The organism is Parablautia muri, from assembly GCF_009917485.1.
Taxonomy (GTDB): Bacteria; Bacillota; Clostridia; order Lachnospirales; family Lachnospiraceae; genus Suilimivivens; species Suilimivivens muri.
Window position 1 is genome coordinate 1 of sequence record NZ_QZDT01000008.1, and the last position, 24774, is coordinate 24774.

Here is a 24774-nt window from a genome sequence, read left to right on the forward strand (position 1 = left end):
TTCTCTTTCTCTATGCTGATGTCATTATATCGGTTAATTCTGTGACAATCAATCAGATTTATTTGAAGCCAAAATAAATGGGCAGCAACATCACATATGACAATGACACCATTTGCAGAATAACCTACTCTATCAACTTTTCTCCGTTCTTCCATCTCCCTTTCCTCTCCTCCGGTCCTCCCGGGCATTTAACCATGCCGACTCTTAAGTATCACGGAATAGCATAGCTTCGCAAAACATCCTGTACTCATAAGTCCTCTTTCAAATCATCTTGCTTTTTATTTTAGCAAGAGAGCTATCCTGCAAACTGCCTCATATCCTCTCGTATTTTATTTTTTTCAAAAAATCTTAATCAATGAAAAACAGTTTAACAAACACTGCCACACTTCATGAGCCAGTTTATTGCAGCATACGCTGCCTCGTTTCGCAAGCCACCGTATCTAAAAAAGCTCCGCAAATCTCTTTTTAGATTTGCGAAGCTTTCTTCGTCTATGCTAAAATACTGCTATTCATCACCCATATTTTTTGGTCTTCTAATCATGATCTTTAGGAAAAGGATATTTCTTTTGTGTTTCTCCCTGCTTTGTTTCTTACTTACAGAGAAGACCTCCTAAGCTCCTGGGTCATATCCGCATAGTACCACAGTTCTCCCTTTCCTGTTCTTTTCGCATAAGCTGCTTCTATCTTTTGAAACACAGCACTGCAAAATTCCAGTTCTGTCTTAACCAGCATCAAAATAAAGTGTCTGTTTCCATATCTGGTAAAGGCATCTCCAATGCGGAGGGAATCGCCGATTACCTCTTTAAGGAGCTGCATTTGGTTTTGAAGATCCATCACCTTCTGTGCCTTTTTTTGAGTTAGTGTAAGGAACATCAAAACTGCCGAAAATTCATTCCGCTCCTTTGCCCGCACCACCAGGCGGCAATAATCCACGAAGCTTGGATAGGTACAGTAATAGGCACCCTGGGCGTCTTCCTCTTCAAAAATCGCCTGCTTAATATCATTTCTTTTCATCCTGAAGGCCCTGTCCATATGTTTCCAGCCGTTCGCTTCATTCACATTTCTTTTATGGCTTTCTCCCATAAGCTCAAGGGCTTCGAAGCATTCCTGCATTTCCCTTAAAGGTATGTCTCCGCCCATTTCCCTGTCGTAAAGTTCCACCGTTTCATTATATATTGCCAGCGCCTCATCATAGCGGTACATCTCCAGATTACACTGCATCTGCTTTAGCTGCCATTTTTCAAAGGGATAGATGGACGCCGCTCTGGAATAAAGCAGCAGCCGGTTTTTATAATCTTTATTCTTCAAGAGCTCTTTTCCAGTTCATCTACGGACCATATATACAATTCCTTAAAGTGCTTACTTTTTTGGTAAAACCACATATCCGATGTGTTGGCCGGAAGTAGCTCACCACGGTAAATCTCATTTGCTTTCCAAAGGTTTACATTTTTGTTTTGCCCCCCCCCCGGAGCTTTTTGCCTGTTTTACGGCCTTTTGAAATTCCAGCGTATCCAGCTTAAGGGTAATATCACTTTTAAAGTAACACTTGCTCCCTTTGATTTCCACATATTCCTGCTCCGGCAGGCCAAGCGCCATCAGTTGTTTTTTCAAGCGATAAATCAGGTTATTCAAATTTTTATTACGGTTTATCATATCGCCATTTTCGTTCCAGCCATACAGACTATCCATAATCTCACTTTTAGAGATTCCCCCCGGCAAAGATAACAGCAGTATCTGAAAAAGTCGGAGAGATTTAGTTCTTCCGACTTTATTTAAGGCAATTGCTTCGCCTCCGTAATACATGGCAAAGCCTCCCAACATCTGTATTTGCAACACTTTATCTGGCATTCATTTTCTCTCCTGCTATTTAAAGAAACGCTTCTGTCACAAAACTTCTATACATATTTTCTTTCTGACATTATAAACAGAAAAAATATTTTGCACTAGCCTAAATTATCCGTACTTTCAAACTATGTAACAGATGGTTACTTTTCAAGGGTCAAAAGTCCACATGAATTGCGCATTTCACAGCAAGGCAGACTATTTCTATTTCCGGTTCTTCATCCGGACGCAGCCACAGACGCTATGGTATCCGCCGCCTCCACCACATCAGGCGCGCCTGCCGGGGCAGTACCGTTTTCCGCCACTTCCTGGGGATCATCGTATTCCTTTTCCTCCTCATCTTTCCAGAGGGATTTATATTTTTCTTTCTTTTCCTGCCGGGCCAGGGCGCCGATGTTTTTTGCCGTCTGATACATTTCAAAGCTGTATTCCATCAGCTTTTTTTCATCTGAGGCAGGCACGATTCCTCCCTTCATGATGCGGCGCGCCACCTCCATCATTTTACCTACATCCTCCGCATATTCTGCGGCCGCGTCCGCCTGCTGGTCCGCTACTGTGGCATTCCAGTAGGCGCAGTACTGCTCCGCCAGCCTGTCTAAATATTCCTGATACTCCGTTTCCTTTTCATCTAACGCGTTTAAAGTCAGTTCCAGAGTAGCTGCCTCAGAGGCATATTCTTCCTGTCTCCCCGGAAAATCTTCCATCCGCGACCTGATATCCTTTAGCTGTTTTGATATTGCGGATCTCTGCATCCGGTATTCCTTTACCTGCTCTCTGTAGATTTGCTGTGCTTCTCCTATTTTCATATCTCCCCCCATTTCTGCAAAGTGAACTCTGTCCGCCCTGGCTTTGCTTTTACATTACAAAGTCTATGCAAACTCCCAACTTTACATATTCCTAAAAATATCCATAAAGACTTTGAAAATTTATCCATTATGTTATATATCGTCCTCTTATCTCAGAAAGTCAATCCAGATACTACTTTTCTCCCAAAATCTTGTAACAGTTCAGCCTTGCTGAACTGTTACATGCAAAATCCATTTAAAATCGCCTTCGGCGATGGGATTTTGCACTTCCTAATCCTATTCTCACGGTCTGTGCAGTAAATGCACAGACCTGGCTAAATCGTTACAAAATCTTCATAAATTCTTCCCCCGTAATCGTTTCCTTCTCGTACAGGTATTTGGACAGCTCATGCAGCTTATCCACATTTTCCGTAAGGAGCTTCTTTGCCTTTTCATACTGGTTTTTCACCGTCTCCACCACTTTCCGGTCAATTTCTCTGGCGGTATCCTCCGAACAAGCCAGAGAGGCATCTCCTCCCAGATACTGATTCTTTACGGTTTCGAGAGCTACCATGCCAAATTCATCGCTCATGCCATACCTGGTAATCATGGCCCGCGCCAGCTTGGTAGCCTGCTCAATATCGTTAGATGCCCCTGTGGTTATGGAATGGAAAATCAGTTCTTCCGCCACACGTCCCCCGGTAAAGGTAGCAATTTTATTCTCAATCTCCTCTTTGCTCATAAGATTGTGCTCACCTTCCTCCACCTGCATGGTGTAGCCCAGGGCTCCTGACGTTCTTGGAATAATCGTGATCTTGGTAACAGGCGCCGAATGGCTCTGCAATGCCGCCACTAAAGCATGACCGATTTCATGATAGGACACAATCAGTCTTTCCTTATCCGACAGCACTTTGCTTTTCTTCTGGTAACCTGCTATCACCACTTCGATGCTTTCTTCCAAATCCGCCTGGATGACATACTGACGACCTTCCCTGACCGCACGCAGGGCTGCCTCGTTTACCATATTGGCAAGCTCCGCACCGGAAGCGCCGGAGGCTGCTCTGGCTATGGCATTAAAATCAATATCATCCCCAAGCCTTACCTTTTTAGCGTGTACCTTTAAGATGGCTTCTCTCCCAGCCAAATCCGGCAGTTCCACAGGGACTCTGCGGTCAAAACGGCCGGGTCTTAAAAGAGCAGGGTCAAGGGATTCCGGCCGGTTGGTTGCGGCAAGAATCACGACCCCTTTAGAACCGTCAAAGCCATCCATTTCCGTAAGCAATTGGTTTAAAGTCTGTTCCCGCTCGTCATTTCCGCCCATGCCATTGCCATCACGCTTTTTCCCTATGGTGTCAATCTCATCAATAAACACAATACAGGGTGCTTTTTCATTTGCCTGTTTAAACAAATCCCGCACCTTTGCGGCACCCATTCCCACGAACATCTCCACAAACTCCGAGCCTGAAATGGAGAAAAAGGGAACGCCGGATTCTCCGGCTACCGCCTTTGCAAGCAGCGTCTTTCCTGTTCCGGGAGGACCTACTAGCAGGGCTCCTTTGGGCATGGATGCGCCGATTTCCTGATATTTCTGCGGGTTGTGAAGAAAATCCACAATCTCCGTCAAAACCTCTTTGGCTTCGTCCTCCCCTGCCACATCGCTGAATTTGATGCCTGTAGTTGATTCCACATAGATTTTTGCATTGCTCTTTCCAAACTGCATGGAAGGAATACCGCCGCCCATTTTGCTCATCAGTTTAGAGGACAGCCACTGCCCTAAAACGATGAAAATAACAATGGGAAGTATCCAGCTTAAAATAAATCTCAAAATAGGAGACATTTCTTCCTGTACCACCCTGCCGAAAGCGCATTCCGATTCTCTGAGCCGCTCCACCAGCTCCGGGTCATCAAAGGTAGTGGTTCGATAATATCTGGGTTCCTCCTGCTTGTCAACAAAATAGATATAGTCCCCTTCTATCTGAACCATATTCACCTGCTTTTCTTCTATCATATTCAGAAAAGTACCATAATCCACATTTTCAATCTGCCGCTTCATAAGCTTAGGAAATAGCAGCGTATTGAGCAGCCACATCACCAGCAGCACAATCACGTAATAAAAAATCAACGGTTTTTTAGGTTGCTTTACTTCTTTCATATCTGTACCTCCGTATATTGCAAGCCCTGTTCTTTTTTCAATTCTTCCCCAATTCTTCTGCGCAGCCTCCAAAAATATTCCTTGCAGGTGGGATAATGTTTAAAGGTAAAGGGGCCATTTTCTCCCTCATAAATAATTGCTTCCACCCTCTCCCTGCCTACTGCCTTTTCTAATGCATACAAGACCTGCAAATCATAAAGCCCTTCCCTTTGCACCTCTCCCCGGATAGAGGACCAGGCTTCTCCTTCCTTTCCCGGGTATACAAGGAAAGAATCGCCGGAAGGAAATGCATAGCCGGCGTGGGTGTCAAAAAAAGGATCCACCGCCTCCTTAGAAAATTGGGAATTATAAAAGTTATATCCCCAATGCAGAAAGCCCTTCACGCGGTGTAAATACATCAAAACGCCCATGATACGGTTTCTTGCGCTGGGCATTGCAAAAAAACGGTTTGGAACCGTCCGGCACTGCCCACAGCAGTAGTATACCCACAAATCCCTGACACCCTGCTCCTCAAATTGGTCAAAGTGATCACTGGCCACCACCGGATTGGCCACAAGCCCATTTTCGTAAAAAGCATAATCGCTCAGAGCGTCAATCACATTGAAACCTTTTAGCAGATGGTCCACTGCGCTTTTTGCTCCAGCATAGCTTTCCATGTTCTCGGCAGTTGGCTCATCCGATATGTGGAAGTAAATATGGTCACGGTCAAATCCCTGCTTTTCCAGCTCTTTACAAAGAGCAGGAAGAAACTGCGCCAAAAATTCTTTATATCCAGGACTCTGCGCCGGGACATGCCAGCCAAACTTTTTTTCTTTTACACCGTTTACCGAAACAATGATCTTCGGCGTTGCCAGTGCGCCCCACTGGGTAAACAAATGGGGAATCTCAAGATATAATATGCCGCATTTTTTGCAAAGCCCGCACCATCTTTCTAATTTTTCGAACCCAAAAGTATATTGATTCCCCTGAAGGGAAATATCCACAAGCTGAACCGTTCTCCGCTCTCCCCCAACCGCTGTGTCCAAGGGAGGCGTAAATACCGGTGTCAAAATCATATTGACGCCCAGCTCACGGCCTGCAAGCATCATTTGATTTTCTATTATGTTCCAATGTTCTTCGTCAAATACCTCCGTATGATAATAATTCGCCAGACAATCACAGTGAAACCACTGGGTGTGTATCAACGTCTGCTCCGGCAGTGGGATATCTAATAGCTCCACCGAAAAGGTCAGCTTATCTATCACCTCTTTCTTCTGCAGTTCATTCCCGTCCTGGGCAGCGGCGCCATTTGCGGCTGCCGGCTTTGCGAAAATAAGAATCTCAATCGGATAAATCCCTGCCGGCGCCTTTTGCCTGTCCGTGAAATCTATCCATAAAGACCGGTACTGCCCCATCAGCGGAACAATTTTGCTGTCCTTTTTCGGCTTTAACAAATCCGGAAACAAGCCCGGCATGGTCCTTAAGTAATTCTCATCATTTGTCTCATAACATGGAAAGGCAGATGGAACCAGTTCCACATCCCGTACACGCACACTTAGCGGACTTCCCTTTATTTCATAGAAAAATTCCTGTCGGCTTTCCTGATTTGGCCGCACCTTTCTGTAAATTAACTGTAAGGCGAACCGCTCGCTTTGCATAACTGGAATTATGGTATTTTCTTTCATTGCAGGGGGCCTTTTATCCGGAAATACTTTCTCTAAACTGTCCGTCAGATAAAATTCGAAATCCATCCTTTTATCTCCCCTTTCTAAGCCAAACTCTGACTCGCTTCTAAAGCCAGCCGAAGCAATTCTTCCTCTCCCACATATTTAGCAAGGCATCCCATTCCCTGCACACAGATGCCTCCGGTCACATTTCCAAACCGGATACACTGCTCTACCGGATAATCATGATAAAGTCCATACATAAATCCGCTCATAAATGCATCCCCGGCTCCGGTTGCATCTACCGCCTTAACGTTCGGTAATGGCGGAATTACCTTCATCCCGCCGCTGTTTTTCACAAGGCACCCGTCTTTATCCAGCTTGATAATTACATCCTTAAAATATTTGCTTAATTTCTGCGCTGCTCCCTCCAGCGTGCTCTCCCCGGTAATCTTCAGCGCCTCCTTTTGGTTGGGCACATAATAATCCGCAACCTCCAAATAATCCCTGTACTTTTCTATTGAAAGGTCTTCCTCCCAGCCAGTGTCGAACACCTGAATCGTCCCTTCCCCGCTGAGCTTTTGATATGCCTCCAAAAATCCCGCCTGCATATCCACCACTTTTGCCCCGCTCAGCTGCCTGTACACCTGCTCAACATGCCAGGGTGTTATCTCTATTTCATCCTGATAGGAGACAAAGCTCCTGTCCCCATCAAAAATCAGGGCGGATGAAATCGTAACCGGCCATCCTTTTCCTTTGTACAAATTAACGGTCTCCACCTCATAACTCTCAAGGGCTCTTTTCACAAACCCGGAAAGAAAATCCTCTCCAATAAACGTCAGCAGCTTGGAGGAAACACCCAATCTGCCTAAATGAATCATAGTGGCGGGCACGCCGCCTCCTAATTGTATATCAAACCCTTTGGCATAAATCTCCTGCCCCTTCTTTGGCAGTCCATCCAGCCCCGCATACAATAAATCCAGATTGGCAAAACCTGCTCCGCCTGCAAATCCCATCTGATACCATACCTTTCTCTTATCCTGCGGCCCGCGCTGCCGCAAGGTGCAATATTTATAATCACCAGGTTCATCCATTCCGCCCCTGACGCCATTGGTGCAAATAGCCATGAAAAAAGGCTGTATTTTAAAATCTAATTCCACTCATCTGTATACGCCTCATTTGATTTAAGATACTCTTTCATCAATTTTTTAGCCAGTGAATAAGAGTTAACCAAGGGATGGACCATAAGACACTCAACAGCCTTTGCCGTGTTTTTCTCCCGCAGCGCCTTTGATGCCAGCCGCTCATACATTTTCACCCTGCGAATCAGCTCCATCTGCAAGTCGCCGGGGTTATTTATCCTCTTGGGAACAAGAACATCTCCCTTTATTGTACACGTAACCTCCACCACATCGTCATCTAAAAGACCTGCCATGGCTCCCTGGTTCGGCACACATAAGATCATTTCTGACTCCGTTTCTTTTTGACACGCTCTGATATACTGAAGCGCAACGCCCGCATATCCTCCCGCATCCTTTTCATAAATATCGAAACGGTACGTCTTGGTTTTGCCCGGTATGCCGGTTTCATTTGCCATATATGCATTTTCTCTACATCCATACCAGTACTCAAATACTTTTAAGCAGTTTTCAAAATCATTGTCAATGTCCATTCCCGACAGCTCGCCTACCATGTGACGATTCACATCGCGTATTACTTCTCCCCGGGTTACCTTTGCATTCAAAATATTCCTCACAGCCTCCTCCCGGTAGAAAAAATAGTATAGATACTCGTTTAATGCACAGCCGAAATGCTCCACCAGGTCTTTCCCAAAAAAACGCATATCCGTCTTTGTATAAAGCCTGGGGTCCTTTAAAAGCTCCGGCATAATTTCCTTCCCGTCCAGCTTGATACTCTCAAAAAAGGATAGATGATTTAACCCATAGCATTCCCCCGTTACCTGCTCTTGCGCCACACCGTAGAGCTTCGCCACAGAATGAAGGAACCCGCTGGGTGCATCACAAATGCCAAAGGTAAAATCATAGCCCATGTCCCTGAGTGTCTGGGAAACCACACCTGCCGGATTGGTGAAATTAAAAATTTTCACCTTGGGAGATGCATATTCTTTCGCCAGCTCACAGTACTCTGCAAGGGCCGGCACGGAACGCATTGCAAAGGAAAATCCTGCCGCCCCGGTAGTCTCCTGGCCCAAGACGCCCGCAGCAAGCGCAATCCTCTCATCCTGGATCCGCATCTCATCTTTGCCCACGCGAATGGTTGTGATGATATAATCAGCATTCTTTACCGCATCCACAGCGTTTGTTGTAAGCCGAAATTGCATATCAGGCGCTATACGTCTCGATACCTGTGCCGCCATCTTTCCGAAAATGTTCAGTTTCTTTTCGTCATTATCCATAAAAACCACTTCTTTAAAGCCCAGTTCCCTGCTGCTTTGTGCCAGACTTTTTGCCAAAAACATGGAGCGCACGCCTCCACCGCCAATTACTGTTATCTTCATTATCATACCCCTTGCATACCACAAGCTGTGCTTGTGGTACTGCCATCAATAAAGAGTTTGGAAGTTTACTTCCAAACTTTACCCTCACTTTCTTCCCTTTGATTATAATATGGAAATATGTGAAATACAACGTAATTTCCAGTAACTTTTCACGCATTGGCCAGAAGATGTTACTTTTCACGGGTCAGGAATGCGTATTTACTGCGCATTCCGTGAGAACGTGATTCAGGTGTGAGGGGCGATTTTTGCGAAGCGAAACTTGGAATATCACCCCGAATGTTACTATGAGCGGCTCCCAGGCCGTAAATAGTAACCAGAGGATGCTTGGAAAGCACGGAAATCAATTTTCAAAACTGCTGTGTGCTAACAAAACAATTTTGAAAATTGATTTCCGCGCCTGGAAAGTGATAAAATTTGTTTTAAGGCTTATCTTAGGGTATAATCTAAGAAAATATTTGCTGACAATCAGAAAATATGGAGGATAGAGGATGAAACTAAAAAAGATATTGGTCATAATTCCTATGACCAAGGAGCAAAAAGAACGGTTAGAGCAGATTTTACCGGATGCAGAGTATGTCTACACCAGTTCTTCTGAGGTAACAAAGGAACAGATACAACAAGCAAAAATCATTCTGGGAAGCGTACCCCCTGACATGATACAGGCATCGGAAAATCTTGCCTGGATTCATTTGGATTCGGCAGGATACAACCTTTATGTGGAGGATGACGTTCTCTCTCCCCATACCATACTGACCACCAGCAGCGGTGCATATGGAAAAGCTGTATCAGAGCACATGTTTGCCATGCTCTTGTCTCTCCAAAAAAAGCTGTATTTATATAGGGATAATCAACGGAAGCATCTGTGGGCCGATGAAGGAGAAGTTACCTCCATCACGGATTCCACCATCCTGCTTCTGGGCGCCGGCGATATCGGAAATCATTTTGCCAGACTCTCCCATGCGCTCGGCGCATATGTGATTGGTATAAAAAGAACGCTTTCAGAATGTCCGCCATACATGGATGAACTTCATACCATGGACAAACTAAAAGACCTCCTTCCGAAAGCAGACGTGGTAATTTCTTTTCTGCCAAGCACAGATAAGACCAGAGGACTCTTTCACAAAGAGCTGTTTAATACCATGAAACCGGGCAGTTTCTTCCTTAATGGCGGCAGGGGCGATTTAGTCTGCACAGAGGATTTGTGCGATGCTTTGGAATCCGGTCATTTAGCAGGGGCCGCTATGGATGTAACTGAACCCGAACCCCTGCCGGAAAACCACAGATTGTGGGAAATTCCCAATGCCATTATTACGCCTCACATATCAGGATACTATCACCTTCCGGAGACACTGCGCAATGTGGTAAATATTTGTCTGGAAAATGTAAAACGATATGCGGATGGGGAAGCACTGCGTAATGTGGTGAAGCATTGAGATGCTTTAGAATATTTTGTCAATGAAATGACAAATATAGCTGTTAACGGCAGCAAAGAGGGCGGGAATATTTTCTTGGTTAGGCATACTGCTTAGACCAAAAGAATATCCTCCCTCATTTGACTTAAATCTCCCAAAACCGCTCTGGCTCCATATAGGCAGGATTCTTACTGTCCATCTTGATTTAGGCGTAACTTCCAATGTTCTTTTCTCCAAAGCATAGGATTACTGCCCTTGAGCGTTTTAAATAGTCGGCTAAAGTAATAAGAATCTTCAAATCCACTAGAAATAGCAATAGATTTAATAGGCATTGCAGAGTTGGCCAGTAAAGAACAGGCATAGTCAATTCGTATTTTGTTTAAATATTGTGTCAGTGTCATTCCAGTCGCCTCTTTAAATAATTTTCTTTGATACCAGGCACTTAATGGCATTTCTTCCAGCAATGCGCCAATTTGCAGAGAAGAGTCTGTGAAGCGTTCTGAAATTTTTTGCTTTAATTGTTCTGCAATAGAAATTTCTCCTATATTTTCCAAAGATGCCATATATTGTTCAACACATCCTAATACCATACCAAGATTGGATTGCCAGTTAATAGGTTTCGTATTTTTTAAATAGAAACACTGCGCAAACATATTTTCAAAAAAATGGTTATTATAGTCTCGTACGCTAAAACCATTGGAATTATGATCAAAAACGGGCCTAAACATAATAAAATAAAGCTCAATGGAACTATCAGAGAATTCATAGTGCATAATATTGGGCGGGATTAACATAACCGTATTTTTTTCATAGGGAATTTTTTTGTCTCCCAGGATAAATACACCGCCATTATTTACATAATATACCATTTCCCAAATATTTTTTACATGCTGATGCGCTGGCGTTATTACGACTTTCTGGTTCTTCCTTTCTTTATAATGTGTCATAAAGCCAATTTCAACATTATCATATATAATAACATCAACCCCTTTAAAAATAATATGGTTCCCGCATTTTTGCCGACCAATACATTCCGTCAATAATCTGGCACACCACAACAGCTTCATGTACCTTCACCAAAGGTTCCTTTCCTGTTCGTATTGCATAAATCCAATCTTCCATCTCCATCAGTCCAGGATTCTCCGAATAAGGAATGTCCAAAGAAATCCCTGTTGTGTTACTTACGTCAATCTTACTGACATATAGACTTTGTTCATTCTCTCCGTTTATTGTCAATCCATCTCTCATATCCGCGCCTGCTTTGGTTCCACAAAGAGTTGAGATACTTTCTTTCACATCTGTAATATTCAATGCCCAACTGCAATCTATTTCAACTGTTGCGCCATTTTTCATCCGTACAAATCCAAAAGCAGAATCTTCCACTTGGAACTTTTCAGGATCCCAGGGGCCCCACACATTAGCTGCATTTGGATTTTTCCCCAATTTACAATACGTATTACAAACAGCATATTCTGGCTCATAATTATTCATCAACCATAATGTTAAATCCAAAGCATGGGTTCCCATATCCGTAAGACAACCTCCTCCTTGAATTTCTGTATTCAAGAAAGAGCCCCATGTAGGAACGCCTCTCCTACGAATTGCATGGGCCTTTCCATAATAGATTTCTCCTAATTTCCCCTGCTCACATAATTTTTTTAAATAAAGGGAGTTGCGTTCAAATCGGCTTTGATATCCAATTGTCAAAATTTTTCCGCTCCTTTTCGCGGCCTGCTCCATCTTCATAGCCTGTTTCGCATTAATAGCCATTGGTTTTTCGCACATAACATGCTTATTATTTTCCAAAGCCATAATTGACAATTCAGCATGTGTATGATTGGGCGTGCAAATATGTACCGCATCTATTTTCGGATCCTCCAACAGCTCCTGTGCATCTTCATAAATCTTTGCATCATCCCCAAATTTGTCAGCACATTCTATCGCCCTGCTTTTCACTGGATCATAAAATCCAATAACACGCACTCCTTCTATGCAACGCAAAGACGGTAAATGTTTCGATTGAGCGATTCCGCCACATCCTATTATCCCAATTTTAATATTTTTCATACTCATACCCTCCGCATACCGCAAGCCTTGCTTGCGGTACTGCCACCAATAAAGAGTTTGGGAGTTTACTTCCAAACTTCTCTCTCCAAAGTTTCTATTTCATACTAGAACCAAATAAACCAGCAATAAACCATTTTTGAAATATGCAAAAAAACAGTAATGGCGGGAGCATCGTTAAAATCGAAGCCGCTGTCAGACTTGGATAATTATTTCCATACTGTCCAATCAGAGCAAGTAAAATCTGTGGCATGGTTCTTGAATTCATATCTGCAATCAATGCATAAGGATATAGATAATTCAACCAACTATTAATGAAACAGTAAACCATGACAGATGCAAATCCCGGCAATGTATTTGGTAAAATAATATAAACAATCGCACTAAAACGCGTACAGCCATCTACAAATGCAGCTTCTTCCACCGATTTAGACATTAACCCCATAAAATTTTTTAGCAAATACGTTGTGAATGGAAGTAAAAAGACCACGTTCAAAACAATAACTCCCATCAGATGATTATACAAACCTAAAGTATGCATATTCTGTACTAACGGAATTAAAATGGCAATCGCTGGTAATAGCGGTAAAAGCAACAATATTCTTTCTAAAACCCTTCCATGAAATCTCATTCTACCCAGTGCATAAGATGCCAATGTGACAATCGGCAATAAAATCAAAATTGTAAGAAGTGAAACCTTAACACTATTCCAGATTCCGGGCAAAAATGTAGGACTTTTTAACAAATCTTTATAATGTTTTAACGTAATTTCTTTCGGAATAAAACTTCTGTCATAGTTGGATGCACATAAGGAGGTCCGAATACCCCACAACAAGGGAAGCAATACAAACAATGCAATGATAATCCTCCAAAAAGTCCGAAAGAAAACGGTTCTACGTTTTTCTCTATTCATAAGTTTCCATCTCCTTTGCTTTTGTCACCCAATAGTAAATCGCTGCAAAAATAATACTAATACACATCATGACGATTCCAATAACCACTCCCGTATGAATCTCAAAATAAACAAAGGAATCTTTGAATAATCTAACCGCCACCATTTCCGTAGCCGTACCTGGACCTCCTTTTGTCAATGAATAACAAGATTCCGAATCCTGTAAAGTCCAATTGGTAATCATCAAAATTACAATAAACAAATGATTCTTCACCAGCGGCAAAGTAATGTAGAAAAATTGTTTCACCTTAGATGCGCCATCTACAATGGCAGCTTCATAAACATCCTTTGAAATCATAGTCAAACCTGCTGCTAAAAACAGCATAGCAAATGGAAATGATCTCCAGAAATTATGAAAAATGACCGCTAAAAGTGCCGTTTTAGCCTGATCCAAAATCATAACATTTTTACCTGTAATCATTTTTATGAGACGTGTAACAGGCCCAGTATTGGCATCTAAAAGTGTCCGGAACAAAATAGAGCTGGACACTGGTGGAATAATCCAGGGAATCAAATATAAGGGCCTGAGCATTGATACCATTTTTGATTTCTGCGTAATCAGATTTGCCGCTAAAAAACCTAAAACAATAGAAAGCAGAACATTGCAAACCACATAAGTCAAAGAAAGACGGACATTATTCCAAAAACGTGGTTCTCCTAACACAAGATGATAATTTCCCAGGCCCACAAAATCACCCTTAGCATTTTGAAAACTGATTTGAATTCCCGTTATCATAGGAACAACCATAAACGCAACCAAACACAAAAGAAGCGGTGTCATAAAAAGATAGGCAAGCCGGGATTCCTTGGAACCCCAGCCTGATTTCTTTTCCTTTGACCGCTCTTGATTCATATGGAATTTCAATAAAGCATCCTCCTTTTCAAGAACGTAAATCTACTGACTATTCTCCGGCATATCTAGCATTATATTCATCCTGATAACGTGTAAACACCTCCTGCACATCACCATCATTCGCAATAATCTCCTGCACTGCTGCTGCAACACTATCTGCCAACTTCATGTAATTAACAGTTTCTGCTACATTTCGTCCATCATTTGCTATCTCCAGCATAGCACTATATAAAGCGCCCTGATACTGTGCATCCTCATAATCCGATCGACGTGCCGGTAGTCCTCCATCAGCATACATTGTAATTACATCTGGCGCTAGAAGCTCCTCAATCAACTTCATAGCCAAGTCGGGATGTTCGCATCCTGCATATATGGACAAGGAATAGCAGTTTGAGAAGCGATTAGAGCCATCCGGTACCGCACATATGCCAACATTATCTTCCATACCTGCTTCTACCACATTGCTAATCCAATAACTTCCAAATCCCTCCATCATAGCATACTGACCATTCATAAAAGCATCCAGAGCATCACCATAACCACCACTTATAGCAAATTGAGGTGTTACACCGTATTTAGTGACCAAATCCTTCACAAATTGTCCTGTCTTTACACCAGTCTCATCTGCAAAAATAGCCTGCTTTGTTTCAGCATCCCAAATTTCGCCTCCGTTTGCCCATAAGAATGGATAAAAGCTACATTCCAGATTGGCTCTCTCTGTTCCAAGATACATGCCAAGCCCGTAAATATTCTCATCGGGATTGTTCAACTTTTGTGCGTATTCTAACAACTCATCCATTGTTTTTGGCGGAGAGTTTGGATCTAATCCTGCCTGTTCGAACAAATCTTTCCGATAAATCATTCCACGAATATGCAGCCCTAAGGGAATACCATAAAGCCCTCCATCATTAGAACAGATATCCCATACAGGATTCCATGCAAATTCATCCACTTCACTTTGCTCCCATTCATTTACATAAGGTTGCATGTCCAACAAATCTCCTACCTGAAAATGCTGTGGGAATAACATACTTGTTGTAATCAGCACATCATGCTCCACGCCGGATTGATAATCAGACATATATTTTGTATCCATTTCATCATATTTATAGTATTCCAACTCTACGGTGCACCCCGGATTATTCGCCTCAAAGTTTTCGCTCCCTTTTTTCAGCCATTCATAGCTGCGTTTTTCTGACTCCACTCCCGTTCCTGGGTCGTACAAATGTGCCAGGCGAATCGTTGCCCCTTCTGTATTTGGAGCTTCCTCCTGATTTTCTGAAGTATCATCCTGTACCGTTTGTTGTGCATCCTGATTCGTTTGCCCGGTTTCTTCCTGATTGTCATTTGAACCAGAAGACCCACAGGCGGTTAGGCAACCAGCCAACACAGTACCCACTAAAAAAATACTTAACCATCTTTTTGCATTTCTCATATTTTCCTCCATTTCTGCATTCCTTTCAGGAATTTCCTGTCAAAGAGCTTCCGCGTTTTTTTCAAACGCCATATCATATTTTCGATTAATAACCTCCTTTCTGGAAAAATAATCACGTAAAGTTTCAATTGCCTGCTTTCCACATAACCGGAACATTTCAGCATTATCTCCCGCAATATGCGGCGTTAAAAACACATTATCCATAGAGCGCAGCGGATGATCCACTGGAAGAGGTTCTTCTGAAAATACATCCAAATAAGCAAAAAAATTCTTTTGCTGCAGTGCTTCTACCAAGTCTTCCTCTTTATAAAGCGCTGCACGGGCTGAATTAATAAAAATCGTTTTTTCTGGTATTTTTTGAATATATTCTCTTTTTATGATGCCTGTTGTTTCCGGTGTCACAGGAAGATGCAGGGAGATAATTTCTGAACTTTCGAACACCTCATCCAACGAAACCATGGTAATACCCAGACTTTCGGCTTCTTTTTTTGAAATATACTTATCATATGCAGAAACCTTTGCACCCATTATCTTGAATAGTTTCGCACAGTAACGACCTATTCTACCTAAACCAACCAATCCGACACGTTTTCCATAAAGCATTCCGGCGCTGCCACGTCTTGGTTCGCACCATAGAGATGCATTCTTCATTTTCGTATCAAAATTTGTGAGTTTACGCACCCCCATCAATGCTGCCGTAAGGGTCCACTCAACTACGGCTACCGTGTTCGCATTGGAGCCTTCCACTACCCGTATACCAAGTGATTCCAAATCCAGATTTTCAAATTGATTCCACCAATGGGAGATAACTATAAGACGGATTGTGCCAACTCTCTCCAAAACGGACTGTGTTATTTCTTCCGCACCAATTCCATTCAGTGATAAGATTGCCTCGCAGCCTTGCATTCTTTCTACCAATTCATCTTCTGACATAGGTGTGTCACGTTCTCTCTCCGTAACCACATTACAAAAAGATGATAATTCATTTTCACTATCTTTATTCATATAGAACGAATACCAATCTGCCAGTCTATGGACATACACTTTCGGCTTTTTCACTAAATTTCCTCCTTTACATTCACATATTATTATTTATTTTTTATAATTTCATTATACACTTTCGTATTTTTTTAGAAATGCAGATATAGCAAATTGTAATGGACAAAAAACAACTAGTTGCTTTTTATCCATTTTAATTTGCTTTTTTGTATATAATTCCCCCTGCATATCGCAAGTGCAACTTGCAATACTGCACCGATAAAGAGTTTGGAAGCTTACTCCCAAACCAACCGACCAAATTAAAAACCCCATGATTGTCTTAACACAACCACAGGGTTCTCATTCATTATTTTTATTGAATTAATTTTCATTCTGACATCCTGCAAGCCTACAGGACCATTTTCTTCCTATATTCAAATCAACCTAACCTTTTAATGTTATGATGGATAAAAATCATCTTCTCCTTAAGCCTGCGCAATTCCCTTCTTATCATCCCTGCTGTAAAGCAGCTTCAAGATAACCGGCGTCATAATAGACGATACAATAATCAGCAGAATAACCGCCGTAAAATAATCCGCTGTCAGCATTCCCGCCGCCAGACCTTTCTGTGCAACAATCAGCGCAACCTCACCTCTCGTCATCATTCCCACACCAATCTTTAGGGAATCGGTCATGTTGTATTTACATAACCTGCCAACTGCCCCGCAGCCAATAATCTTAGATAAAAGCGCCACAATCACAAAGCAGACGCAGAATGCAACCAGCTTACCGTTTAAACCTTCAAAAGAAGTTTTCAAGCCAATGCTGGCAAAAAAGATTGGCCCAAAAAACATATAAGAGCTCACATCTACTTTTCTTTCTATGTATTCATTGTCACTTAAATTACAAAGCACAAGACCTGCAACATACGCTCCGGTAATGTCCGCTATACCAAAATATCTCTCTGCAATATAAGACAGGCCAAAGCAAAAGGCTACACTGACGATTGGAATACGCCGTGTATGCGGATAGCGTTTGTCCAGTGTGAGAAATATTTTGTAAACCAGAAATCCTCCTACAATTGCCACCGCAAAAAAGGCGATTGTTTTAAGTACCACCATTCCGGGATTGGAATCCGGGTTTTTGAAGCCAACCACAAAGGTCAGAACAATAATGCCAATCACATCGTCAATAATCGCTGCACTGACAATGGTAGTTCCAACTTTGCTCTTAATTTTACCCAGCTCCTGCAAAGATGCCACAGTGATACTGACACTGGTTGCCGTCATGATTGTGCCCATGAAAACGGCTTTGTAAAAATTCTCACTTCCCCAGGGTGCAACGCCATAAAAGCCCATGTACAAAAGCGCACCTGCAAGCAAAGGTGTTATAACCCCTGCACAGGCAATCAGAAAAGCAATGGGGCCTGTTTTGAGCAGTTCCTTTAAATCAGATTCAAGTCCTACGGAAAACATCAATATGATTACACCCACTTCAGCCATCTGCGTAATAAAATCGTTTTGTGAGATCCATCCAAACACACATGGACCTACAAGCAGACCTGCAAGAATCTGTCCAACCACCTGGGGCGCTTTGACTTTTCTTGCGAGTATACCCAAACATTTGGCAAAGAGCAGAATAATTGCAAGATCCCTTAAAATATCAATTGTTTCCATCTTTTACCTCTCCTTATCTAAATGAATTTCCGTAACAGTCTAACCAATCTGTCACGGTTTCCCATAAACAGTTATAGCCTCAAAATAAGGTATTGTCAATGCCTGAAAGCCAAAACGGTTATTTCAATGGTAAGGTACAGCCTTCGCAGAATAAACGCACGAACGAAAAAACATCTTCGAAGGATATCATTATTTGGCAAGCTCGTCAATTGCATCCATCATATCGTTATCGTATAATACTTTTAGAACAGCAAGGATTACAGGAATTTCTGATTCCAGGTTTCTGCCTATCTTACTACGGATCCGTTTCATGCCCCTATGATAGTAAGCTTTCAATAGCTTTATTATAAACAGGACAAATCTTCTGCTCAGACCAAGATTGTGTATTCCGTTCTTTTCTTTGGAGCGTAATTTGTCTTCTCTGAAAACTATATCAAGTGCCCAGTGCAGGTTGTTTTCGATATTCCAGTGCCTGCGTGCGGCAATAGAAAACAGCTCCGCATTGGGCTTGATACTGCACAGGAAATACCGTTCTTCTCTCACTGTGCCATCCGCTCCTGTTCTGGTTATTGTTTTTCTCTCATAACCGATGGAACTCAGTTTCTCTCATTCCTTCCTGTCCTCAAACCATCTTTCAGGGGGATGTTTTACTTTCTCCTGCTGCTTGCTGTCGGTGAGCCCGGCAGCCTGTTCCATAATCCACAATATTTTCACTGAAAGGACAGGAGTAAAAAATGTAATGGTATTGTAACATAATTTTCGTAACAAATGTCTGTTTATTTTTGTTCATGCATTTGTTCTGACAGCCTTCGGCTTCACTGTTGTGTAATTTGTTGCGGAAACTGAATCATTTTGCGATAGCTCCTGGATGAACTGTTACATTGCAATTTCCCCATCTGAGCAGTTAAGCTTCTTCCTTATTTCTCACCACAATCCTTTCAAGGCAGGCTTCTCTATCTAACGCCTGGCATTTCATCACCACCGGACTGTTGCCCAGCCATTCCCGACAGATAAATACCTCTCCCGGCGCCCCTCCTGCCACTGGCGGCATGTGGCTGCATCCCAGAACATGCCGTCCCACTACATGGTCATTGCACACCACCGTCACAAGAACATTTTTCCCTTCTAAATACAGCTTTACATCTGCGCATCCCGATTTTGCTATATTCGGTATAACAACCAGTTCTTCTTCAGGCGATATATACAAGGGAAACGTCTCCTCCCTCGCCTCCTTTGTTCTTACCCCCCGGCCGCTCTCTGTATCAAAACTGTCTGTTGGCATTCCGTCTTTTTCTCCTAACCGTTCCATGTCCGCATCTGCCTGTAAAAAGAGGCCCTCCATCCCCCTAAAGGTGATGTCCCGGTATTTGCACCGATTCATTTTCCGGCCGCTGTTTAAGGTGATTTCCCCTACAGGCTCCGCATAATTCCGCCTACAGACCTTCAGCTCAATCACACATTCTCCGCCTGCATCTACCCAGGGCGTAATGTCCATGCACGGATTGCTATCCCTTACCTTTCCAATATCACAGCCATTGACCCAAACTTCTACCCTGCACTTTGCCTTGGAAAAAAGCAGGGAAAATTGATTGCAGTCCTTCCGCAGACGAAGCTTCTTGCGGTAAAATCCCACTACCGGCGAGCATGGAATATTATACTTGTCAATATCCGTCAAAAGCCGGTATCTATCCCTCTCCTCCCCATATTCCCAGTTCTCACTTATATCTTCTTCCCGGACAATATGGCAGATTCTGCGTATTCCTTTTAGAGAGCCTAGGCGCAAAGACTCTACCCGGATATCCTCAAAGTTGCAGTGTCCCCATATCTCCGTCCAAAACTCCCATTTTCCTTTGGGCAGGGTTAAAATCTGTTCCCGCCCATCTCCATAAAAGCACCGCCAGAAACGTCCCTCATGAAAAACCGTGACAATATCCGTAAGCCCGGATATCTGCAATTTTTGCATAGTCTCCAGTTCAAACTCATAGCTGCCGCGGCCCCGATATTGGCCCTGCTTTTCCATCTCCTTCACTGCATTTTCCCGGCAGTCTCCCTCACACCTCCAGGGGATGACCATCGCTTTTTCCACTTCTTCTTCCTGATACCGGTTCATTTCCTCCAGGCACCAGGCGCTGAGCCCAGGTATCGCTCCTCTGGCAATCTGTTCCGGCTCCCCATAGAAAAATTCCCATTCCCCCAGCACAAATCTTCCAACCTCTTTTTCCCTGATTTGTCTTTCAATCATAACACTTCCATCCTGAAGCCACACCTTCATCTGCAATGTTCCATAGCCATAAAGGGCGGCCTGCCTGGTTTCCTTTTCCTGATGAATCCAGCCAACCTCACAGTTTGCCCATTCAATCCTGCAACTCTCCGACAATCTCAGATTTACTGGCAAAAGCGCCGTATAAAGAGGAGGCAAATGCAGACGAAAAGAAGCTCCTTCCATCAGCATTTCCCTTATCCGGACAACAGGGCTTACATTGGTAACCTGACAAAAATCTCCCTGGGCGGTCCGAAGCATATGCTTTGCCCAAAGAACCTGCCTGTAAGCGGCTTCTTCCCCTAATTCCTTTTCCATCCTTCCATTCTCCCCCTGATCTCTGACAGGAATCCCACAGGCCAACCCTTCCCCCATGCTGTAAATAAATCCTGATAAAAGACGGGCCTGTACATATTCTTCCTTCCGCAGGGTTCCGTCAGACCCAATCATAGAATGAAAATCATAATCGCTTGCCAATAGCGCAAGAGGAGCATCTTCCTCTCCCCAGTTGGTCATTGCATTGTAATAGTCCATTGTGGTTCCCGCCGTCTGGTTATAGGGTGACAACATCTTAGCGCCGCATCCTAACAGACGCTTTAACCAGGAATGCTCCCGGTTTGTCTCCGTTACCAAAAGAGGCTGACAGCACCTTTGCATCTTCTCAAACAAACGCAGCATCCGCTCCTCTAACCCCCTGCTGTCACTTTCTGCGTAAATATTAAAAGCCGTTTTGATTCCCGGCGCCTGACCGCCGCTTTTTTCAATATCATCCTGGCCGCAGCAGACAATCATTGGAACCTCTATACCTGCTTTTTCTACAATCTCAGCCAGTTTGCCCACATATGCTTTAGGTTCTTTGCACAAAAAATAATCCAGCTCATTTTCTATCTGAAGAAGTATGACTGGTCCTTCTTCACTCCATTGATATTTCCGAATCAAAGGCAGGATTTTTCCATACCACTTTGACAATTCCCGAAGATAAGCCTCATCATTTTGTCTGATTTTGAAATTCTTCAGGGTGTGCCATGCCGGAATCGCCCCACCATCCCACTCGGAACAGATATAGGGCCCCGGACGGGCAATCACCCACAATTCATTTTTCCTGGCTGTTTCCAAAAAAAGCGAGACATCCCGGTTTCCCTCAAAATCCCATTCCCCCGGAGCGGTTTCATGGTAATTCCAGGGAAAATAAACATCAATCCCATTGTACCCTGCAGATTTAAGTTCCTTCATTCTCTCATCCCATTTTGATGCAGGTATACGAAAATAAAAAAGGGAGGAGATGAGCAAAACCTGATACGTTCCGTCAATACAAACCCCCTTCTCATCTAAAATAATTTCATGTCCCAATCCATTTTTCTTTCTTAAATCCTTCCATGTCTTATGGCCGTTCCAATCCATTTGCTTTCCTTTCCTGAAAATGCCGCATTAAGCATCAGACTTTTCTGCTCAATGCGGCACCCTTCATTCCTTTCACCCAAACCAACCTATTGCTGCTTGGAAGCTGCATGTTTCTTCATGCTTATTTCACGCCAACCCGCCTGATACTGCTTGGAAGCTGCATATATCTATGCGGAGAATGCCCCTATTGGGGGCAGCCTCTGAAACATTTCGTTACTCTTAGACGGCGTTTTTTGGCGCCTTAGAGTTTCTTAATGTTTTATTCTACTGCTGCAAACGCCGCATCCGCCTCCTGGCAGAATCCATCCATGTCAAAGCTCTCTCCCATTGAGTGGTTAATCAAAATTTCCATCAAAATATCCTCGTACTCACTGGTCATAGTCCTTGTAATTCCCGCCTCCATAAAAGATGAATCTGCGGGATATTCCACAATCGTTTTCAGCGCCGGGAGCATATTATAACTGCCAACCACAGAAGGCATTTGATGGGCTTCCTCTGCATACGCCGACATACATTCCTCTGAGTAAATCGTATTGTAAAGATCATAGGCTGCCTCCATCTGCGCGGCATCCCCGTTGTTGTAAAGGACAAGCTGCTGCCCTGGCTCCTTTATCATAATTGTGTCTTTGGCGTCTTCGCTGACAGGCATAGGGAACACACCAATCTGGCAGTCAGGATTGTGGGAAAGAAAGCCGTCCACTGCCCAGGAACCATGAATACACATAGCCGCCTCTTTGTTTGCCACCATGGCCTGTGCATCCTCCCAGGATGTTCCGAAAGGATCCTCTCCCCAATATTCATGGAAAGAAAAGTAGGTTTCCACTGCCTCTTGAAACTTCTCATCCTCTGAGAAAGTACTTGTTTTGTCCATCTTACTCTCATTCCAGCTATGGTCCGGCATCAGACAGGTGATATCGCTGATTGCCCGCAGATAATAACGGAATGCCCACTGCTCTGCAAAGGGCGCTGCAAAAGGCTGTACCCCATTTGCGGATAATGTCTCGCATACTGCTTGCATTTCCGACAAAGTCGTGGGAATTTCCACACCATTTTCCGCAAACACTTCCTCATTATAAAAAACGCCATAGCCGGTAATCTCAATGGGAATCCCTTTCTGTACTCCGTCTATCTGTCCTTCCAACAGCAAATCGGAATCCACTCTCTCAAGACAGGGCTGCCCCGTTAAGTCTGCAAGGTGTCCCGCCTCATCATATACGGAAAGATCGTAATTTGAAGCCAAGTCAAAAATTGCAGGCGCATCATCAGACGCCAGCTTTGTCTGCAGGATAGTGGTGTAGCTGTCAGCTCCTACCGTCTCAATATTCAGCGTTACGTTTGGATATTTTTCTTCAAACACTTCTTTACATTTTTCCACCCAGGCCTGTTTTCCGGCCTCCTGATAGTGATTCAACCAGGTGATTGTCACCTCCCCTTCCGCCGGCGCGGACCCTTCTTCATCATTTTCCGCCGCATCTGCGTTGGCAGACGATGCATCTTGTGAACTGTTGGTTTCCTGATCGTTTCCTGTTTCCTGGCTTTCGCTGCTTCCAGCGCTTTTCCCGCATCCGCCGGCTAAGGAAACACACATAACCGCGCTCATCAGAATCCCTATTTTTTTGAGCATACTTTTCTTCATAATGAACCCTCCTTAAAATTTTTGTTTGAATGATAGTGATTGACTTATCGTTTACCTTCTTGGGAACTGTTAAGAATCAGATTTGTGTATGACTCAGGATAAATCTTTTTATGTAGAGCGAGAAAATAAGACGTACCAGGGTACATCAATTGACCACAACGCGTCATAACAAGATTTAGACAAGTCAGATGTAACGATTAATTCTTTATCAGTTCCTCAATGGCCGGATTCGGTAACGGTCTGGCCGAAAGCCCAACCGCTGCCATGCGTATTTATTCCGGTCTTTTTCGCCCTCAGCTCTTTACCGCTCCTGCGGCAATGCCGTTGACAATGTATTTCTGCATAAAGGCAAAGCAGGTGACCACAGGTATCATGGAAACAATGGCCGCCGCAAAGGCCAGGCCATACTCTGCGGTATATTGTCCAAAGAAATAAAACTGCTTAACCGTTATGGTACGCACCATCTCCTTCTGCAAAAGGATGATAGAAATATTAAAATCATTCCACAGCCACATCACATGCAACGCCGCCACCGTGGCGGAGATAGGCTTAAGCAGCGGAAATGTAATCAGCCAGAAGGTCTTTATCTCACTGCATCCGTCCATATAAGCGGACTCCTCTATCTCCCTGGGAATAGATTTCACAAACCCTACATACAAAAACGAGGCGTAAGCGATACTGGTTCCCGTCAGCATCAGCACCATCCCCGGAAGGGAATTGAGCAGATTCAGCGACTTGTAGATTCGGTACACCGGTATCATCAGAATCTGAAAAGGTATCATCAAGGACGCCAGATACATCTTGTCCAACAGCCGCAGCGCCGCCGTTTTCTGTGCGTGGCGCGCCACCGAATATCCGCTCATGGATGCGCACAGGACAATCAGGATGACCGATGGAAATGTAACCAGAACGCTGTTCCTGAGAGAATGGAAAAAATCGCTCCTTCGCATGCCCTCCTTAAAATTTTCCAGGTAAAGCCCTTCCGGCCAGGCAAGCACAGATTTGGACAGCTCCGGCTTGCTTTTAAAGGCAGTTATCACCGCCAGATATAACGGAATTACAAAAACGACTATCGCTGCCAGCGTAAGCAATACCACAACCACGTCCCCCGGCGTAAATTTTCTATGTTTCATAACACTCCCCCATTCTTATTGGCGTCCACAAATT

At 43.6% G+C, this 24774-nt stretch carries 19 protein-coding genes; 1 reads left to right on the top strand and 18 read right to left on the bottom strand.

All coding sequences use genetic code 11. The features are described 5' to 3' along the window. Window positions 1-594 precede the first annotated feature (594 nt). The 7 genes from D5281_RS25500 to D5281_RS07120 form a co-directional block, all read right to left on the bottom strand. The gene (locus tag D5281_RS25500) at window positions 595-1308 is read right to left on the bottom strand and encodes a hypothetical protein (protein WP_277935226.1); all 714 of its coding nucleotides are present in this window, start codon (window positions 1306-1308) and stop codon (window positions 595-597) included. Window positions 1309-1422: 114 nt separating this feature from the next. Continuing rightward, on the bottom strand, window positions 1423-1848 hold the full coding sequence (locus tag D5281_RS25505) for a hypothetical protein (protein ID WP_277935227.1): 426 nt from the start codon (window positions 1846-1848) through the stop codon (window positions 1423-1425). A gap of 212 nt (window positions 1849-2060) precedes the next feature. Then, window positions 2061-2648: a hypothetical protein gene (locus tag D5281_RS07100; protein WP_160559476.1), complete on the bottom strand. Its 588-nt coding sequence runs from the start codon at window positions 2646-2648 to the stop codon at window positions 2061-2063. Between the two features lie 322 nt (window positions 2649-2970). Next, window positions 2971-4779: an ATP-dependent zinc metalloprotease FtsH gene (gene ftsH / locus D5281_RS07105; RefSeq protein ID WP_160559477.1), complete on the bottom strand. Its 1809-nt coding sequence runs from the start codon at window positions 4777-4779 to the stop codon at window positions 2971-2973. Next, window positions 4776-6509, bottom strand: coding sequence for a DUF4091 domain-containing protein (locus D5281_RS07110; protein WP_160559478.1), 1734 nt, complete (start codon window positions 6507-6509; stop codon window positions 4776-4778). Before D5281_RS07110 ends, ftsH begins: the two co-directional genes overlap by 4 nt. A gap of 17 nt (window positions 6510-6526) precedes the next feature. Then, the gene (locus tag D5281_RS07115) at window positions 6527-7582 is read right to left on the bottom strand and encodes a carbohydrate kinase family protein (protein WP_330584872.1); all 1056 of its coding nucleotides are present in this window, start codon (window positions 7580-7582) and stop codon (window positions 6527-6529) included. Beyond that, on the bottom strand, window positions 7573-8940 hold the full coding sequence (locus D5281_RS07120; protein WP_160559479.1) for a family 4 glycosyl hydrolase: 1368 nt from the start codon (window positions 8938-8940) through the stop codon (window positions 7573-7575). Before D5281_RS07120 ends, D5281_RS07115 begins: the two co-directional genes overlap by 10 nt. Window positions 8941-9428: 488 nt before the next feature. Between D5281_RS07120 and D5281_RS07125 the strand changes: the two genes are divergently transcribed. After that, complete coding sequence (locus D5281_RS07125; RefSeq protein ID WP_160559480.1) at window positions 9429-10373, top strand: D-2-hydroxyacid dehydrogenase; 945 nt, start codon at window positions 9429-9431, stop codon at window positions 10371-10373. A 167-nt stretch (window positions 10374-10540) separates the two neighbouring features. Here the strand turns inward: D5281_RS07125 and D5281_RS07130 are convergent, their stop codons facing one another. The 11 genes from D5281_RS07130 to D5281_RS07180 all read right to left on the bottom strand — a co-directional run bounded on the left by D5281_RS07130 (window position 10541) and on the right by D5281_RS07180 (window position 24740). After that, complete coding sequence (locus tag D5281_RS07130; protein ID WP_160559481.1) at window positions 10541-11419, bottom strand: AraC family transcriptional regulator; 879 nt, start codon at window positions 11417-11419, stop codon at window positions 10541-10543. Next, complete coding sequence (locus D5281_RS07135; protein WP_277935228.1) at window positions 11343-12419, bottom strand: Gfo/Idh/MocA family protein; 1077 nt, start codon at window positions 12417-12419, stop codon at window positions 11343-11345. Before D5281_RS07135 ends, D5281_RS07130 begins: the two co-directional genes overlap by 77 nt. A gap of 94 nt (window positions 12420-12513) precedes the next feature. Next, on the bottom strand, window positions 12514-13329 hold the full coding sequence (locus D5281_RS07140; RefSeq protein ID WP_160559482.1) for a carbohydrate ABC transporter permease: 816 nt from the start codon (window positions 13327-13329) through the stop codon (window positions 12514-12516). Further along, window positions 13322-14233, bottom strand: coding sequence for a carbohydrate ABC transporter permease (locus tag D5281_RS07145; RefSeq protein ID WP_160559483.1), 912 nt, complete (start codon window positions 14231-14233; stop codon window positions 13322-13324). The genes D5281_RS07140 and D5281_RS07145 overlap by 8 nt, the downstream gene beginning before the upstream one ends. A 37-nt stretch (window positions 14234-14270) precedes the next feature. Beyond that, entirely contained in the window at window positions 14271-15656 is a 1386-nt protein-coding gene (locus tag D5281_RS07150; RefSeq protein WP_160559484.1) for an ABC transporter substrate-binding protein, read from the bottom strand. 39 nt (window positions 15657-15695) lie between these two features. Beyond that, a complete protein-coding gene (locus tag D5281_RS07155) occupies window positions 15696-16715 on the bottom strand; it encodes a hydroxyacid dehydrogenase (RefSeq protein ID WP_160559485.1) in 1020 nt (339 codons plus the stop codon). Window positions 16716-17119: 404 nt separating this feature from the next. Then, complete coding sequence (locus D5281_RS07160; protein WP_160559486.1) at window positions 17120-18310, bottom strand: cation:proton antiporter; 1191 nt, start codon at window positions 18308-18310, stop codon at window positions 17120-17122. Between the two features lie 189 nt (window positions 18311-18499). Then, window positions 18500-18910, bottom strand: a complete 411-nt coding sequence (locus tag D5281_RS07165; RefSeq protein WP_277935234.1) for an ISAs1 family transposase — start codon at window positions 18908-18910, stop codon at window positions 18500-18502. Window positions 18911-19214: 304 nt separating this feature from the next. Then, entirely contained in the window at window positions 19215-21971 is a 2757-nt protein-coding gene (locus D5281_RS07170) for a beta-galactosidase (protein ID WP_160559488.1), read from the bottom strand. Between the two features lie 259 nt (window positions 21972-22230). Then, window positions 22231-23607: an ABC transporter substrate-binding protein gene (locus D5281_RS07175; protein WP_160559489.1), complete on the bottom strand. Its 1377-nt coding sequence runs from the start codon at window positions 23605-23607 to the stop codon at window positions 22231-22233. Window positions 23608-23900: 293 nt separating this feature from the next. Next, window positions 23901-24740, bottom strand: a complete 840-nt coding sequence (locus tag D5281_RS07180; RefSeq protein WP_160559490.1) for a carbohydrate ABC transporter permease — start codon at window positions 24738-24740, stop codon at window positions 23901-23903. Window positions 24741-24774: the final 34 nt, after the last annotated feature.